Origin of the sequence: uncultured Methanobrevibacter sp. (assembly GCF_902774605.1) — an archaeon.
Taxonomy (GTDB): domain Archaea; phylum Methanobacteriota; class Methanobacteria; order Methanobacteriales; family Methanobacteriaceae; genus Methanocatella.
The window spans coordinates 55,313-71,879 of the sequence record NZ_CACYJE010000010.1 but is presented as its reverse complement, the minus strand read 5'-3'; the positions used below and the strand labels follow the sequence as shown (position 1 = coordinate 71,879).

At 41.8% G+C, this 16,567-nt stretch carries 18 protein-coding genes and 1 tRNA gene; 6 read left to right on the top strand and 13 right to left on the bottom strand.

Annotated features, from left to right (window positions below; genetic code table 11):
• Positions 1 to 450, bottom strand: a 450-nt coding sequence (locus QZU77_RS03915) for a phosphomethylpyrimidine synthase ThiC (RefSeq protein WP_295600313.1), incomplete at its 3' end; no start/stop codon positions are given.
• Between the two features lie 185 nt (positions 451 to 635).
• Here QZU77_RS03915 and QZU77_RS03910 point away from each other — a divergent pair.
• Positions 636 to 1,490, top strand: a complete 855-nt coding sequence (locus QZU77_RS03910; protein WP_295600310.1) for a methanogenesis marker 8 protein — start codon at positions 636 to 638, stop codon at positions 1,488 to 1,490.
• A 9-nt stretch (positions 1,491 to 1,499) separates the two neighbouring features.
• Positions 1,500 to 2,156, top strand: a complete 657-nt coding sequence (locus QZU77_RS03905) for a PolC-type DNA polymerase III (protein WP_295600307.1) — start codon at positions 1,500 to 1,502, stop codon at positions 2,154 to 2,156.
• A gap of 64 nt (positions 2,157 to 2,220) precedes the next feature.
• Here the strand turns inward: QZU77_RS03905 and QZU77_RS03900 are convergent, their stop codons facing one another.
• The 4 genes from QZU77_RS03900 to QZU77_RS03885 form a co-directional block, all read right to left on the bottom strand.
• Complete coding sequence (locus QZU77_RS03900) at positions 2,221 to 2,610, bottom strand: hypothetical protein (RefSeq protein WP_295600304.1); 390 nt, start codon at positions 2,608 to 2,610, stop codon at positions 2,221 to 2,223.
• Positions 2,611 to 2,619: 9 nt separating this feature from the next.
• On the bottom strand, positions 2,620 to 2,916 hold the full coding sequence (locus QZU77_RS03895) for a hypothetical protein (RefSeq protein ID WP_295600301.1): 297 nt from the start codon (positions 2,914 to 2,916) through the stop codon (positions 2,620 to 2,622).
• Between the two features lie 395 nt (positions 2,917 to 3,311).
• Positions 3,312 to 5,519: a CDC48 family AAA ATPase gene (locus QZU77_RS03890; RefSeq protein ID WP_295600298.1), complete on the bottom strand. Its 2,208-nt coding sequence runs from the start codon at positions 5,517 to 5,519 to the stop codon at positions 3,312 to 3,314.
• A 314-nt stretch (positions 5,520 to 5,833) separates the two neighbouring features.
• Positions 5,834 to 7,144 (bottom strand): prephenate dehydrogenase, encoded by a 1,311-nt coding sequence (locus QZU77_RS03885; protein WP_366208858.1) that lies wholly within the window; start codon positions 7,142 to 7,144, stop codon positions 5,834 to 5,836.
• A gap of 90 nt (positions 7,145 to 7,234) precedes the next feature.
• On the opposite strand from QZU77_RS03885, the gene QZU77_RS03880 reads away from it, so the two are divergent.
• Genes QZU77_RS03880 through QZU77_RS03870 form a run of 3 tightly spaced genes read left to right on the top strand, consistent with a single transcriptional unit; the run spans position 7,235 to position 10,372 of the window.
• Complete coding sequence (locus tag QZU77_RS03880) at positions 7,235 to 8,296, top strand: mRNA surveillance protein pelota (protein ID WP_295600292.1); 1,062 nt, start codon at positions 7,235 to 7,237, stop codon at positions 8,294 to 8,296.
• Between the two features lie 48 nt (positions 8,297 to 8,344).
• Positions 8,345 to 9,313 carry a cell wall biosynthesis protein gene (locus tag QZU77_RS03875; RefSeq protein ID WP_394350522.1) on the top strand — a complete coding sequence of 323 codons (969 nt, stop codon included), beginning with the start codon at positions 8,345 to 8,347 and terminating at the stop codon, positions 9,311 to 9,313.
• A gap of 6 nt (positions 9,314 to 9,319) precedes the next feature.
• A complete protein-coding gene (locus QZU77_RS03870) occupies positions 9,320 to 10,372 on the top strand; it encodes a glycosyltransferase (protein ID WP_295600286.1) in 1,053 nt (350 codons plus the stop codon).
• A gap of 6 nt (positions 10,373 to 10,378) precedes the next feature.
• Here QZU77_RS03870 and QZU77_RS03865 read toward each other — a convergent pair whose 3' ends face one another.
• Positions 10,379 to 11,680, bottom strand: coding sequence for an NAD(P)/FAD-dependent oxidoreductase (locus tag QZU77_RS03865; RefSeq protein WP_295600283.1), 1,302 nt, complete (start codon positions 11,678 to 11,680; stop codon positions 10,379 to 10,381).
• 82 nt (positions 11,681 to 11,762) lie between these two features.
• Between QZU77_RS03865 and QZU77_RS03860 the strand changes: the two genes are divergently transcribed.
• Positions 11,763 to 12,044 (top strand): HypC/HybG/HupF family hydrogenase formation chaperone, encoded by a 282-nt coding sequence (locus QZU77_RS03860; protein WP_295600280.1) that lies wholly within the window; start codon positions 11,763 to 11,765, stop codon positions 12,042 to 12,044.
• On the opposite strand, the gene QZU77_RS03855 is transcribed toward QZU77_RS03860, so the two are convergent.
• From QZU77_RS03855 to QZU77_RS03825, 7 genes are all read right to left on the bottom strand, one after another.
• Positions 12,033 to 12,548 carry an amino acid-binding protein gene (locus QZU77_RS03855; protein WP_295600368.1) on the bottom strand — a complete coding sequence of 172 codons (516 nt, stop codon included), beginning with the start codon at positions 12,546 to 12,548 and terminating at the stop codon, positions 12,033 to 12,035. The genes QZU77_RS03860 and QZU77_RS03855 overlap by 12 nt on opposite strands.
• A gap of 115 nt (positions 12,549 to 12,663) precedes the next feature.
• Positions 12,664 to 12,738, bottom strand: a tRNA-Ile gene (locus QZU77_RS03850).
• A 102-nt stretch (positions 12,739 to 12,840) separates the two neighbouring features.
• Positions 12,841 to 13,125: an iron-sulfur cluster assembly protein gene (locus tag QZU77_RS03845; RefSeq protein WP_295600277.1), complete on the bottom strand. Its 285-nt coding sequence runs from the start codon at positions 13,123 to 13,125 to the stop codon at positions 12,841 to 12,843.
• 60 nt (positions 13,126 to 13,185) lie between these two features.
• On the bottom strand, positions 13,186 to 14,097 hold the full coding sequence (locus tag QZU77_RS03840) for a DUF5591 domain-containing protein (protein ID WP_295600273.1): 912 nt from the start codon (positions 14,095 to 14,097) through the stop codon (positions 13,186 to 13,188).
• A 2-nt stretch (positions 14,098 to 14,099) separates the two neighbouring features.
• Positions 14,100 to 14,591, bottom strand: coding sequence for a TIGR00295 family protein (locus QZU77_RS03835; protein WP_295600270.1), 492 nt, complete (start codon positions 14,589 to 14,591; stop codon positions 14,100 to 14,102).
• A gap of 6 nt (positions 14,592 to 14,597) precedes the next feature.
• Positions 14,598 to 15,104, bottom strand: coding sequence for a transcription factor E (tfe, locus tag QZU77_RS03830; RefSeq protein WP_295600365.1), 507 nt, complete (start codon positions 15,102 to 15,104; stop codon positions 14,598 to 14,600).
• Between the two features lie 258 nt (positions 15,105 to 15,362).
• The gene (locus tag QZU77_RS03825; protein ID WP_295600267.1) at positions 15,363 to 16,565 is read right to left on the bottom strand and encodes a DegT/DnrJ/EryC1/StrS aminotransferase family protein; all 1,203 of its coding nucleotides are present in this window, start codon (positions 16,563 to 16,565) and stop codon (positions 15,363 to 15,365) included.
• Positions 16,566 to 16,567 lie beyond the last annotated feature (2 nt).

Below are 16,567 nucleotides of genomic sequence, written 5' to 3'. Positions count from 1 at the left end.
GTTTTCGATGGCCTTGAAAATGTCATCAGGGTCCATGTCAATGATTTCCCGGTTCTTGCCAAGTGTGACCACGCCGGCTTCATAAATCGGGACTGTGCCTATGCATAAGTCAACTGCATCCATGATCTTTTTACGGAACAGCTTCAAATCAGAGCCTGTTGAAAGGTCCATAAGGGCATCCGCACCGTATTCCTGTGCAAGCCTCGCCTTGTCGATTTCAAGGTCCAAGTCATCAATCTTGGATGATGAGCCGATGTTGGCGTTGACCTTGGTCCTGAGACCTTCGCCTATGCCGCATGGCTTTGAGTGGCCGTTAATGTTTTTCGGAATGACGACCTTTCCATTATCTATTAATTTAACCAACTTGTTTACATCAATGTTTTCATATTCTGCAACATACTCCATTTCCGGAGTGATGTTGCCCTTTTGCGCTTCGCTTTTCTGAGTCAAAATTTATCCCTCACATAATTGACTAATCATTAATAGTATTAGTTTTTCTTAATATATAGGATTTTTTCTTTAAATTCAAACTAAATGGAAACTGCTTTAATTTGGAGAATAATGGGTTTACAAATCATTTTTATCAACAATTATTTTTATGATATTCAATAAATTATTATGTATATGGTGGTTATATGGTTGAAGACAAACATGTAATAGAGACATTAGGTAAAGTTCGTGTAGTGATTGAAAACGGTGAAATCACTGAAGTCGGCGAATCAGAGATGAAATACTGTCCGATGTTCCATGTGATGCACGGCGTGGATGAGCTGAACGAGGAGTTCATACGAAAGAACATCAATTTCAGGATACAGGACTTTGGAATGTGCACACCGGACAGGATAGTTGAAATGGATGACCTGGTCACTGTGGGAATTTCAGAGATACTGAAAACCAACATGGAAAACGGAAGCATCGACTGCGTGGTCGGAGCATGTGACGGTGCCGGAACAGTTATAATGACCGACCCGAGAATCGTACAGGGTGTCGGCGGAAGAGTGTCAGGTCTTGTAAGCACCACTCCAATACCTGAAGTCATCGATAAGCTTGAGGCAAAGGACAGCATAATCTTAAACCCTGAAACCGCAGAATTAAACCAGCTTGAAGGATTGAAGATAGCATTGGATAAGGGATACAAGAACATTGCAATAACAATACTCCCGTCCCCGATGGTCAAGGAAATACGCGAATATCCGATAGATGATGACGTCAACATATACATCATGGTGGCACACACCACCGGAGCCGAACCGGATGAGGTTAAAATGCTCTTTGACAATGCGGATATCGTCACCGCCTGTGCATCAAAGGCAATATCAGATTATGCAGACAAGTACGAGCCATACTACTACGGATTGAAGGTTCCTATATTCTGCGCCAGCGAAGACGGCAGGAGGCTTTTGGACAACAGGCTTGAAAAAATCGGAAAGCCACTTTCAACCAATGAATATCCAAGAAACAAGGATGATGCGCCACATAAACTATTATAAGTGTTAAATATGAAAGTCATATATTTTGATACCGAAACAACCGGTTTGGATTTTATAAGAAATGAGATAATAGAGCTTGCAATGCTGATAGTCGAGGATGGCCGAATCATAGAGGAATACGACAGGTTCATCAACATTGGCAAGGACCTGCCCCAAAAAATAATAGACATTACAGGCATCACTGATGAAATGCTCATCATGGAAGGCTTCAGCGAGAAAAGCGTGGCGGAGGATTTGAAAAAACACCTGACACCAGGCACACTGATGATAGCCCACAACTGCCAGTTCGACCTTTCATTCATATACTACCTGCTTAAAAGGCACTATCCGGATGAAGCTGACAGTATTGTTGGAAATCTCGATTGGATCGATACCGTGACAGTCCTCAAGGACCGCAAGGAATTTCCCCACAAGCTCATCGATGCCGTAAAGCATTATGGCATTGAAGAAGTCAATTTCCACCGTGCAATCGACGACACCAAGGCACTGTATAATGTTGTTCAAGCAATGATTAATGAGCGTGATGACTTGGAGGAATACATTAATGTCTTTGGCTACAATCCGAAATGGGGAGTGAGCGGGCCAAAATTCCCATTCATTGAGTATAAGAGACAATACTTCAACAAGGGAATGGTTCCTCCGGGAATCATTTTGCCAAGAAAATGAGTTTTCATGTTGAAATCAAAATTGATTTCAGTTTGAAACTGTGTTTTAAAAAAAAATAATTTTTCTATTGCAATGCATTTTGGATTTGGGAAGCTAAATCCAGGGCTTTTTGAGCATCTTCTCGTGTAATGATTGTTACGATGTCATAATCGGCATCCACTCTTAACTGGATGAAATCCTCATATATCTCACTAATATGAGGTTTATTCAACTTGTTTAAGGCAATGCAGATTGCAGTATGATATCCAACATCTCTTTCGGAATAATCTCTAATGTCATAATGTGTGCCATTATGTATTATCCATTCTTCCGCATGCAAATATGTTGAAAGATATGCTCTGTTAATGATGGTTCTATTGATACATTGCAAATCATAGTTTTTGTCTGAAAATTCTTTAACTTTCAAATATTCAGCCAAATCTATCAAATGGTGAGGTACAAATGCATGAACCATAATTTGGCCTCAGTATCTATTTGAAACAATCACGTGGCAAATTTCTGCTAATGTTTCAATACCTTCTTTTTTAGCGAAAGCATGAACCTCATTAGAAATAGGTTCCCAAACATCAAAAATTTGTTGATTGGACCAGTTCTTAGGGGCTCTGATGTAGAATGAATTTGATGAATTGTTGTTTAAGGGATTTCTTTCCCTAAATAATACTTCACCTAAACCATACTTTGCACTCAATACCATGACTTCCTTTTCAAGTTTTGATAAGAATGTGTCATTTCTAACGACTTCACTTTCAGATGAAGGCATAATTTTTCCATTACAGTTACTTCTCATCATACTATGCCATTTTATGTATCTTACTAATTCGTATAAAATCTGTTTTTGCCTGCCACATTAAAGTATTGAACTTCAAACAATATAAATGTAATGGTATAGTTTTATTTTTATCATATTCGATAGTAATGACAATAATATGATTTAAATTCAATTCTATGAGCTTTAATCAATATTGATTTTTGTTTGAAAAAATAGGAAAATGGAGGTTGTGGGAGGATTCCATACCCTCCCAAAAGATATAGTAGAGAATTCGGTTAACATTAATGGAGGCGGGGAAAGATTTCTGTACCTTCCCCCTGAGGCTAAAATATGGTTAGAAATTAAATATAATCATAAAGAGGGAGAAAATGTAGGGAGTGTTTTCCCTACATGTACTGGACTAACTGTTCATCCAGTTGCGTTTGGTTTCCTGGCTTCACCTTATCGATTGCATCCTTGAAGTACTTGTATGGGATTTCAGTAGCTTCTAAATTGTCTCTTAGGGCAAGCATTGCTGCCTCACGGCATACTGCTTCAATGTCTGCTCCGACATAGCCTTCAGTGCTTTTGGCTAATTTCTTAAGGTCAACGTCTTTTGCTAAAGGCATGTCTTTGGTGTGCACTTCAAAGATTGATTTTCTTGCTTCCTCGTCAGGTTCGCCAACTTGAATGTGCCTGTCGAATCTTCCAGGTCTCATCAATCCTGCATCAAGGATGTCCGGTCTGTTGGTTGCTGCAATTATGGCAACGTCTTCAAGCTCTTCCAGTCCATCCATTTCAGTCAGCAATTGGTTCACGACTCTTTTTGTCACTCCGCTGTCAGTGTCGTTTCCGCTGCGGGCACTGGCTATTGCGTCTATTTCGTCGAAAAAGATCACTGTTGGGGATGCCTGTTTTGCTTTCCTGAACACTTCCCTGACTCCTTTCTCGGATTCTCCGACCCATTTGGATAGGAGCTCAGGCCCTTTGACTGAAATGAAGTTCGCTTCACTTTCACTTGCCACGGCTTTTGCAAGCAGGGTCTTACCTGTTCCAGGAATTCCGTAGAGGAGTGTTCCTTTAGGAGGCCTTATTCCTAGGCGTTGGAATGTTTCAGGGTGTTTCAATGGCCATTCAACCGCTTCTTTAAGTTCCTGTTTAACGTCTTCAAGTCCTCCAACGTCATCCCATTTGATGTCTGGGATTTGCACCAGCACTTCCCTGAGTGCGGAAGGTTGGATTTCTTTTTGAGCATTCTTGAAGTCATCGCCTGTTACCACAATCTTTTCCATCACTTCTTTTGGGATTTCCTCGTCGTTTTGTATTTCAGGAAGGATTCTTCTAACTACTCTCATCGCAGCTTCCTTACATAATGACTCGAGGTCCGCTCCCACGAATCCGTGAGTGGTATTTGCGATCTTGTCGAGGTCCACGTCTTCTGCAAGAGGCATGTTTCTTGTGTGGATTTCAAGAACTTCTTTTCTTTCTTCTGAGTCTGGAACGCCTATTTCGATTTCACGGTCGAATCTTCCAGGTCTTCTCAGTGCAGGATCGAGGGAGTCCGGACGGTTGGTTGCGCCAATCACCACCACTTGGCCACGGGATTTAAGACCATCCATAAGTGTCAGGAGTTGTGCAACGGTTCTTCTTTCAACTTCCCCATTGGTTTCCTCTCTTTTTGGTGCAATCGCATCGAGTTCATCTATGAATATGATTGATGGGGAGTTTTCCTCTGCTTCCTCGAAGTATTCCCTGAGGTTTTCCTCGGATCCGCCCACGTATTTGCTCATGATTTCAGGCCCGTTAATGGCTATGAAATGAGCGTCACTTTCGCTGGCCACCGCTTTGGCCAGTAATGTTTTACCGGTTCCTGGTGGTCCGTGCATCAGCACTCCTTTTGGTGGTGCGATTCCAAGTTTCTCGAAGAGTTCAGGTCTTTTGAGCGGGATTTCAATCATTTCCCTTACTTTTTTAACCTCTTCCTTTAAACCTCCAATGTCCTCGTAGCTTACATCAACGAGGTTTCCGACACCTTCGATTTTGGACACGTCCACTGGGGATTCGTGCAATTGCACTTCGGTGTTTGGTCCGACAATCACGATGTCTTTCGGATTGGTGGAGACAACTGCGAACTTGATTTCTTTCATTGCCGGTGTGAAATCGCTCATGAGCTCGTCGAAAATGCTGTTGAATCCTCTGCCCATGCTTGGTCTTGGTGCGCGGATTTGTGATCCGATGATGTCGCCTTGAACCATGACTTTTCCGGCAAAGAGTCCTCTCACGTCTCCCTGCACGCGAATGTTGTTCTCGGTTGGTGCGAGCACTACTTTTTTTGCCTCGGTGGCCTTTGCCTTTTTGACTGTGACTTCACCTCCGATGGTTGCTCCGGAGTTTTTACGCACTAGCCCGTCGATTCTTATTACTCCAAGGCCAATGTCTGTTTGTGAAGGAAGAGCTATTGCGGCGGTTCTTCTTTCGCCTATGATTTCGATGAGGTCTCTTTCATGGATTCCTAAATTGTCCATGACGTTTGGGTCAAGCCTTGCAACACCCTGACCTACATCCTTTTGTGATATTGCTTCTGCAACTTTCAGTGTAATTTCGTTTTCTGCCATTATTATCATCTCCATTTTTTGGCTGTGATGTAAAATGTAAATGTAATGTCAAAATCTTTTTGTTACTTTTGGTAACTTTATTGACAAACTAATCTGTGTATGTTCTACTATATAAATCTTTTGGTTTTAACAATTTTTCAAAACACTCTAAAAACTAGCTGTTAAATCACTACTAATATATTAAAAGATATTTTAACATTAAAATGATTTAGAAATAGAATAAATAATAATAAATAAAAAATAAGATGTTATGTCCAAAAATAAAATTTAATTACTTTTAGACACTTTAACATTTGTTCGCATCACTTAAAACATTATCTGATTGTTCCACCAAAACCGGTGAACAACCTTTCAACATCATCAATGGCTTCCTTATAAAGAGCATTTATCTCAAAAGTCAAGCTGATGGAATCATCATCTATCTGAGGGCCGGTATAGGCGTCAGTCAAGTTAATGTCAATGACATTGTCTATTTTCATGACGGTTTTTTGGATTGTCTCAACATGAACATTCTTGGAAAACACGCAGCTGATTGAACGGGTGACCCTATTCATGTGACTCAACTTCCAATCGTAAACCTCATCCGGAAGCATGATTCTGATGTTGGCGATGCGAAGCCTCTTGACCTTATTTCCATCCCTTAAAATAGCCGTATTATGCTCAATGCCTTCAAGAATGCCAATATGTGTCTTGCCTGAATAAATATGCTTCAGGCCAACTTCTTCACCAATCGATTCGTTCAGATGAGTGTATTCGGAGCTCAAGGCACTGATTGCCTTGTCACTTCTACCCAAGGCATTGGTGATGTCGCCCATATGCTTGGTTGCCTTAATCGCAATGTCAACGAATCTTTTCTCGTCATTGTCATTGATGACATCCCTCAATTCACTGACCGCCTCGGCGAAAGTGTTCCTAATGTGGGGGCCGTTGCTGTTCATGGATTGGATGTTATAGGTCAGATAAGGGTTTTGAGAAACGATACGGGCAATCATATCAATCATCAGATTATAGATTGGGCTTTCATAATCCTCGGTTTCAGACAAATCAACGCTCAGCTTCTCAATGGCGGATGCGGTGGAGATGAATGAGAAATGGGTCAGGACCTGCACGATGCTCATCATGAAATCATGCTTCTCAGCGGTTGTTTCAATGATTCTCATGTTCTTGCCTGCAAGGTAATCATAAACCTTGCCGTACCATTTGCCTTTCCTATCGGCAGTAAGCACAATCACCTGATTGTCCAATCGGGTGGTGCGGGGACCGAAAACCGGATGTGTCGGAATGTACTCAATGCTTTCCGGCAAAACCTCAGCCATGGTTCGGGCAGGCTCCTCTTTAATGGATGTGACATCAATCATCACGGACCCGCTTTTCATAAACGGAGCAACCTCCCTAATCACGTCTGAAGTGAACTGGATGGGCACTGCAACAATCAGCATGTCGCTGATGTTGGCCAGGCCAGCATTGGATTCAATGTAGTTGACATTCAATTCCTCTGCAACGCGCCTGCCCTTCTTGTGGTCAGTGCCTGTAATGTAGACTTCAAACTCGTCCCTGAAATAATATACCAGGGTCTTTCCCAAACCGTCAGTTCCGCCAATAATTCCAACATTCATTTTAATCACATTAATTTTTAAAGATTAAATTATAAATAACATGTGTTTTTTCTTTCAAAAATTTTTAATAGTATTATCTTATAAGTAATTAATGTTATTATGAAAATCATAAAAGAAGATGAAAAGGAAGGAATCGTGGAAGTCGTTCCCGAAACACTGGATGACCTGTGGCACCTGTCACACATAATAGAGGTCGGAGACAATGCCTCCTCAAAGACAACCCGGCGCATACAGGACAACACTGGAGACAAGCTTAGAAGCGACAGGGGAGTCAAGAAAACATTCTACCTGGGACTGGACATTGAAAGCATTTCATTTCACCTGTTCACCGGAAAGCTGAGATTGACCGGGGTAATCACAAGAGGCCCTGAAGACCTCATACCTCTCGGCTCACACCACACGCTAGAGGTCAAGCTAAACACTCCTCTCAAGATAGTCAAGCAAAGATGGCCTAAATGGGCAATCAACAGGCTCAACCAGGCAATAGTAGCATCCAAGAAACTCTCTGCAATCATCGTGGTGCTTGAGGATGACACTGCAACACTGGGATTGATGAGGCAGTTCGGAATAGAATACTACGGTCCGATTAAGGGTCACGTATCCGGAAAGCGCATCATGGACAAGAACCGTCAGAAGAACATCATACAGTTCTACGAGAAAGTCATAGAATCCATAACCAAATTCGACTCTATACAAAACATAATCATTGCAGGGCCGGGATTCGTCAAGAACGATTTCTTTGACTATCTAAAGGACAAGCACTCCGATCTGGCGAAGATGTCAATAGTCGAGCCGACCGGTTCGGGCGGTAGAAACGGAATAAGCGAAGTCCTGAAGAAGGGAACCGTTGAAAAGCTCACCTCTGAAAACCGTGTGGCTCAGGAAATGGGTGCAATCAATAAGTTATTGACTGAAATAGGGAAGAACTCCTCCAAGATAGCTTATGGGGTGAAGGAAACCCAGAACGCAATAAACCTCGGGGCGGTCGAGCAACTCCTGATACTTGACACGAAAGTCGCCGGAGAGAACATGGGCGAGGCCATGGACATGGTCGAGAACATGAAAGGTGACGTCATGGTCATAAGCAGTGAACATGAAGGGGGCAAGCAACTGGAAAGCCTTGGAGGAATGGCTGCAATTCTAAGGTACCAGATTAATTAAATGTTTATATATAAGGAAAAATTAAAGTTTATATTGTGATTTAAAATGATGTCATCATCGATAATTTTTGCATTAATATTTGTTTTCATCGTATCCGCAATAGGCACGGCCGTTGTGGATATAATATTCAGATTTCTGGGTAAACGAGGATATCTTGGAAACCTTTATCCCAATGTGCGCGGAGGCATTCCACGTGCAGTTGGAATAATACCGTTCCTGATACTGTCCTTTTACATGCTTCCGGGATTCAACAATCTCATTTTAATAATAGGTATTTTCGCATTAATCGATGATATTTTAGGAAGAAGCAAATCCTATCGCCTAGGCATAGAATGGGGACAGCTATCAAGAGGAATAGGTATAATCCTGGTCATGATAGTCGGTTTTGCTGAAGGATTGGGATTGTCATCAATATTCATAGCATTGATGGTTCAGCCATTGAACATTTCAGACATGCAGCCTGGATCAACATGCATCGTGACAATCATAATGTCCATTTTCACCATACTGCTGATGCTGCTTATCGGCTCACCGGATTACGCCGAGCTGCCGGCAATCTACACTCCGCTGCTGATACTGGTCGTCTGTGCGGCTTACTCTCCGCTTGACTTTTCTGGAAAAATCATGCTTGGGGAAGTTGGAAACCATACATTCGGCGTTGCTCTTGGAGCAGCTTACTATATCCTCGGAGGATTCCTTGGAGTGCTGGTGTTCGGCATATTCACAACCGCATTGATAGCATTCGTCAGAAGAAACAACCTGACCAGGTTCTTCCGCCAGCAACTAAGGTTATTGGACCCTACATTCGGAGATTTCTTCATGGATGTTCTCACCGGAGGAGGGCTTGGAGACCTTGTCAGGAAATGGGTTTTGAAAGACAAGCAGCCAATAGTGACCAATCCATTATTGATTTCACTGGGTTTCAGAAGACTGTTATACAATCCTCATGCAAGGCATCCGAAAAGATACGTCCCTAATGCGGAAAGGCCAATACCAAGATTGGGCAAGGTGGAATGATACTTTATGAAATGCTTATTTATCGTAACAGGAAGAGGACTTGGCGGAGACGCAATGACTGCACTCAACGCAATGAAGGGACTTGAGAAAAAGGGAGTTCAATGCGAAGTGGCACTCGACGCATCCGCTCACGGAACACTATTTGAAAAGCACGGATACAAGTGGCATAAGATATCAGTCCCTCATGCAGGAGGACACTCCGCAACCAAACTGTCAGCACTGAAAGGCGGTGTCAAGCTGTTGACCGCCACATTCAAGGCAAGAAGCCTAATCAAGAAATTGAAAGTGGACTTTGTAGTTGGAGTATTGGGCGGCGGTGCAATCGTGGCCTCCCTGGGCGGAAAGGTTGCAAGAAAACCCACATTCTCACTGATATCAACACCCCTTGACTCCAAGGTGTGCCCTAAGTTCAACCAGTGCTACATACTGCCCGAGCTGAACATGTTCAGATGGGAGCAATTGCCTAAAAACACATCCAAACTATTCTACCCATTGGCGGACAATATGGGTGACGGCGATGAGAGCGTTGCGCTTCAGAAGTTGAAGGAGTATCCTAATTTCGATGAAAACAAAAAGACCATAGTGTTCTCATCCGGTTCATCAATCTTCAAGGGAATGATTGACGCAATAAACATAGTCGCCGACAAGACCGACGAGTACAATCTCGTCATGGTCGGATTGCCCTTAAAGGATGAGTATTATGATTTGATAGATGAAAACAAAATCATATATGCCGGTTATATCGATTGGATCAATCACCTCTTCAAGTTCGCAGACCTTACAGTGCTCACCGATGACGGCGTGTCACTGGAGGAGGCGTTCACAAACGGCAAGCCTATTGTTGCTCTTGCCCGTGTGAAATGGGGAAGGTACCAGAACATGGCTGGAGTGTTCAAGGGTGCAATGATCGAATCCACAGTCGAGGATGTTTGCGAAAGCATTGACGAGGCATTCAGGAACTATGAGCCTATGAGGCAAAAGGCATTGGTTTATGGTCAGCAGTGCATGGATGCCGCCGATGATTTGGCAGTGGATATTTTAAAAAAAGTAAATAGGTAGTGGTTGCTATAACCACAGATTTTTGATTATTTTATAGTTTGTGTCGGTTGACGGGTGAATCTCTAAAAATTCCCCATAGTCGTCGAGGTCATAATCCATTCTCATCAGGTATGATAGGTATGCCACGTCGCTTGTTGATGATGGGGATATTGAGTTGATTTTAGCTATCTTATTGTTTTTCTCATCAAAGTCTATTTCTGTATAGCCGGTGTTTCCCTCAAGTATTTTCCAGAATGCGCCTGGGCCTGCGATTCCAGGTATTGCTATTGTTGATTTTTCATCATCCTCAAGGTCAATTTTTTCATTTTTCACAAAGCTCACTTCAGTGTTCAAACTCAATGTTTGAGGAATGCAACTGTAGCTTATTTTATTTGCATAGTTTGCCATATTCCTTGCTGCTGTGATGCCCTCCTTTCTAGCTACTGGAGTCAGTTGATATCCTCCGGTAACATCACCTGCTGCATATACATTGTCAACATTAGTTTGCATCATCTCATTTACTTTGATGGTCCTGTCAGGGTTGAGCTCAACAAAGCCTTCGGCTATTTCACTGTTGGGTGTTCTTCCTGTTGCAAAGAATGGAATTCCCTCCAGTTCCTGATTGTCGGCAGTCAGGACCTTGTCTTTAAATACTTCGGCAACATTTGTGTTTTCCATTATGTTGACGTCAGGCATAAGCTTTTCTAAAACGTATCTTTTTGTTTCAGGGCTCAACTCCTTTAGAAATGCGCTTCTTGCAAGCACGTTGACTTCGCTTCCAAGAGTGGAGTATATGTTTGCGATTTCGCATGCAATGATTCCGCCCCCAATGATGTTTAACTTTTCAGGAACATCATCGAGCTTCAGGATGTCCTTGTTGGTGAGTCCAAACTCTTTTCCCTTGACTTCGGGAATGAAAGGCCTTGCACCGGTGGCAATCATCAGATTGTCCCACTCGAAGCTTTCATTGTTGACGATCACCTCTCCGTCTTCAATGCTTGCCTCACCGTAAATAACTGTGTTTCCAACGCTTTCGTTTTCCATCTGGTTCAGCTTTCTGAGCATTTCCTGTGTTTCTGTGATTTTAGCGACAATCTTTTCATATGATATGTCAAGTTGGCTTTTCAGGAATCCGTACTTGTTGAACCTGTTGTTTTCGTCGATGAACTTTGTGATGTCGGTCAATGCGCAAACGACCATGCATCCTTCATTAAGGCAGGTTCCTGCGATATGTTTCTTTTCAATTAAAGTGACGTCTTCTCCTAGTTTTCCAAGCTCCAGTGACCCTAACCTTCCTGCGGGGCCTGATCCGATAACAATGTTTTTCATTTAATTTTCTCCCGTTTAGATAGTTTTATATAATACTAACATTTAATATTAATTATATATTAAATTTTGGAGATGAATAGTTATGTGTATAGCAGCACCTGCTCATGTTATTGAAATCGATAGAGAAGATAATTTGTTGATTGCCGATTTTGGTGGAGCAAGACAACATGCAAAAATAGATCTTTTGCCGGAAGTTGAAGTTGGGGATTATGTTTTAATCCATGCCGGCTACGCTATTGAAAAATTATCCGAAGAAGCTGCTAAAGAATCTTTAGAAGCTTGGGAAGAACTTTTAGAATCTCTTGAAGAAGAAGATAGGGAAATGGAAAAAGCAAGACAAGAATTCTACGATTCAATAAATTGATACTCTTGTCACTCCTTTTATTTTTAAAAACTCATTTATCAAGTCGCCCTTAACGGGCCCTTCAGTTATTATTGTCAATATTGGACTTTGTTGCAGTTCAGTGTCTTCAGCATAAGCCTGCCTTATGCCGATTCCTTTTTTTGTAATCAGGTTTGTGGTGCTTGCAAGAATCCCTTCGCTTTCGGATCCCACTTCTATTTCGATGACTCCGAGGTCAAGGTCCTTGGCGATGTTTTTAAGAAGTGTTCCTGCAGGTATTATGTTGCTGAATAGGTTGTATAATTCTTCATCTTCACTGATGATTTCGATTGTTGATTTTATGGCACGCCTGTCCACGCTTGCAGCTGTTGCCAGTGCCTTGTCGCTGATTTTAAGGTTTCCACAGTAGATTTTACCGTCTTCGTTTATTGACAGTCCAAGCTCAATCATCTTTTCTGCAACTCTCATTCTTGCAGGGTATTTCTTGAATTTCTCATTAATCTTTTCCCACATTTTAATCATCATTCCAACTTTTTGTACATTCAAGTAACTATTTGTAGAATGTAATATTTATTTATTGTGGAAAAATGTAGAAAAAGTTGTCATGTAAAATGAAAATATCAGTAAAAATAGTTAGAAGTAGGCTAGATGGGATTCGAACCCATGACCTCCCGGTTATCAGCCGAGCGCGCTAACCAAGCTGTGCCACTAGCCTATAAATATTGTGTGACAGTTAACTGTCAACACTTATACTTATCTCATTATCCATATATAAATGTTTCGGTCATATATGGATTTTTGAATAAAATTTGAAAATTTATCTGTTAATCATTTCGTTAATGGAGTCAGCCATAGCATGACCTTCAACGATAATCTTTGCAGTGTCGATACCTTCAACGCCTTCAGCCCTGATTTTAGCATCAGCCGCAATACGGGTGATACTCATACAACCAGGATTGGTTGGTTTAAGGGTAACTTCAGCTTGATCACCATCAACAGTGATGTTTTGGACAATGCCCATTTCTACAATACTGATTCCCATGTGAGGGTCGTTAATAGGGGTTAGTGCGTCTTTAATTTCGTTTACTAATTCTTCTGACATTTTTTGTCTCCTCTAAATTTATGTATTTATTAATATTAACAACGGTATTTATAAACATTGTTATTTTTTCAAGCGATGCTTAAGTTTAACGGCAATACCATTGCGGCATTCCTCCATCTCACGACCGGTCATCACTGCCTTTCCAACACCTACAGCAGTGTCATTTCTAACAATGACAACCTCATCGTTTGGAATAATGTCATGGTCTGCCTTTTCAACTCCCGGAGCGAAAACCGTATTGGTTTCAAGGTCAAAATCAATGTTGACAACATGAATGTCCAAATCCTTCAGGATTTCACCTCCAGGCAAGTTCAACCTATATAATCCATAATCTTTATTCAATAACGCCAACTGCTTACCATTGGACAGTATGCGCTTATGATACATTCCCTTGGTTTTGACATTATCGGGAATGAACCCTTCGCCCTTTTCACCGAACTGGTACTTGGCAATTGACTTGAGCTCATGCAAAGTCTTATCGCGCCTGTTGACTCTCTTATGATTTTTTAATTCCATTCTCAAATTATACAATGAATCCGGTGAAGTCGGACGCTCATCCACACAGACATTAACGAAATCGTCAAGATAGGCTTCACATGATTCCAGATATCCTCCGGCAAGATTCGCCACAACTCTCTTGCCTTCACAGTACTTGGCTATCAGCCTTCCGCTTTCCTCAACCTCGTCGCTGGACCATGAGCCTGTGGTGCTCACGTCATATGACTGTATAGGGAAAGTGTTTTCAAGCTCCCTTGGACAGATCCCAAAGGGGGATGTTACAATAAGCTCCTGATAAGACCTTGTCAATTTCCTAAACTTCTGATGGGACTTGGAATTAGAATAAGGCTTCTTCATGCTGCATGGCAATAACACTACAGTTTCGCCCAGCGGCTCCATCATTTCCATTCTATGCCTCCACCTCACGGCTTCCGGACGGTAGAGGGACTCTTCACTTGAACATATTACTTTCATAACTATTCCTCAAAGGCCTTGATCAACTCATTGTCAAGCTTAATTAATCTTTCAATATTATCATCACTGTCCTCTATTGTGCGCTGCCATTTGGCAATCACGAAATCAATGTCGACTTCATCGCTTCCGCTCACCAGATTGTCTGCATGGGCAACGATTTTCTCTTCAAGTGTCACGGGGACATATGACTTTTCCGGAAGGCCAAGCTTAATGGCCTCCTCCTCGGTTATTCCGGCGCCGATATGCCTTTCAATGATATGCAGGACATCATCTGAATATCCATATTTCTCTGCAATCTTGACTCCTTCGACCGCATGGGTTATTCCATGGGTTCTGGACCTTCCAATATCATGCAATAGGGCGCCCTTGCGGATAAGGTCTTCATCCACATTATCAAAATTAGCTGCTATCTTCATAGCTTTTCTGTAAACGGCTTTGCAATGCTCAATGACATTATCTGGAGTGTGCTCCTTTTCAAGTAATTCTATTTCCATTTTAATCTATTTGTTAATTGTCTCATTAAATGAATTCAAATCACTTTCAATTAATTCGATGCGTTCATTGATTTGCTTGATTATATCGGAATTGTCTTGGAATTCCAATTCCTCACCGCAAACGCATAGAAATTCCTCGTCGGATGCTTCATCAAAATTGTATCTGACATGGCCTTGCGGACATATGAAGAACATGTTGTTCTCCTCATTGGCTAACTGCTCTCTCAATTCAGACAGTTCTCCTTCGCATTCCTCGTTTATCTTATTGATCAGTTCAGCCTCTTCGAATTTCCATGAGTATGTGAACCATTGAGTTTCAGGATCTTTGCTTCTTTTATAATTGGCAATTTTCAAATCATAAAGCTTGTACAGTATTTTTCTCACGATATTCAATTTTATTCCAGTTTTATTGGCTATTTCCTCATCGGTTTCAATTCCATCCCTTAATGCTTTAATGATTGGAATGATTGTTTTTTCCACAGTTTCTTTAATATCATTAGCAATAAATTGAATGTCTTCAGCAGGCAATCCTAAAGCTCTTATGAGATGGTCAATTCCTTCAGGGGTTTCTTCACCAGGATAATATTCTTTAAATCTTTTCTTAAGATTGTCTTCATGTTCTTTTTCAATTATTTGTGATAATGATTTCTTTACCAATGGATTATTTATCATTTAATTTCCCCTAAAAATTAATAGTTTAATCTAATCTAATGTATATAAAAATAAAATTGATATTAGATATCTATTTTTTTATATAAATATATGACGATTTTAATATTCCTTTAAGATATCCAATAAATTTTCAATAATATAATCTACTTCCTCATCGGTTAAGGTGGAGTATATCGGAAGGCTAATCTCATTTTCAAACAGGTGGTAAGCGTTAGGATAATCAGCAATGTCGAATCCTAAATTCTTATATGCTGTCAGTAATGGCAGTGGTTTGTAATGCACGTTTGTGCTGATTCCGGCTTCCTCCATTTTAACGATGACTTCATTTCTCTCATCAAGGCTCAAGCCGTCGAGACGGGCAAGGTACAGGTGTCCTGAAGACTTTGAGTTGTCGGTGACATGCCTTGGAGTGATGACTCTTGTTCCCTCGAATCCTTCATCGTACCTTCTTGCAATCTCATGCCTTCTTTTGAGTAGTGAATCGTATCTCTTCAATTGTCCAAGGCCTATTCCTGCCTGAACGTCAGTCATGTTGCACTTGTATGCCGGAAGAAGAATGTCATATTCCCATGACCCCTTCTGGGTCTTTTCAAGGGCGTCTTTGGTCTGTCCGTGAAGTGAGTATATCTGATACTTCTTGTAGAGCGCATCGCTGTCAAGGCTGTCATGATGCTTCCAGGTAACCGCTCCCCCTTCGGCGGTGGTCAGGTTTTTCACTGCATGGAATGAGAAACAGCTGAAATCCGCAATGTTTCCGGCACGCTTGCCGTTTTGAACCGCTCCGAAACCATGGGCACAGTCATTCACGATAATTATCCTGCCGAATGCCTCCTGCAATTCATTGCTTGGGCTGAACATGTCCCTCTTGGATTCAATTACCTCATAAATCTTATCGTAGTCACATAGGATTCCCGCTATGTCGACAGGTATGATGGCCTTTGTCTTAGGGGTTATTGCATCGCTCATCTTTGAATAGTCCATTTCCTCACGGTCGACCTGACTGTCCACCATCACCGGTGTCGCCCCGACATGGCATATTACGCTGCAAGATGCAGTGTAGGTGTATGCAGGCACGATCACCTCATCGCCCTCGCCGATGCCAAGCACCCGCAGGGTCATCTCCAATGCTGTGGTGGCTGCACTCAAGCAGACGGTCCTTTCGCTGCCGCAGTACTCGGTGATTTGCCTTTCAAATTCTTTGGTCTTGGGTCCTGTGGTAATCCAGCCTGATTTCAAGGCGGCGATTACCTCATCGATTTCCTCGTCAGTAATGTCCGGTGGTGAAAATGGAATGTTCATCATTA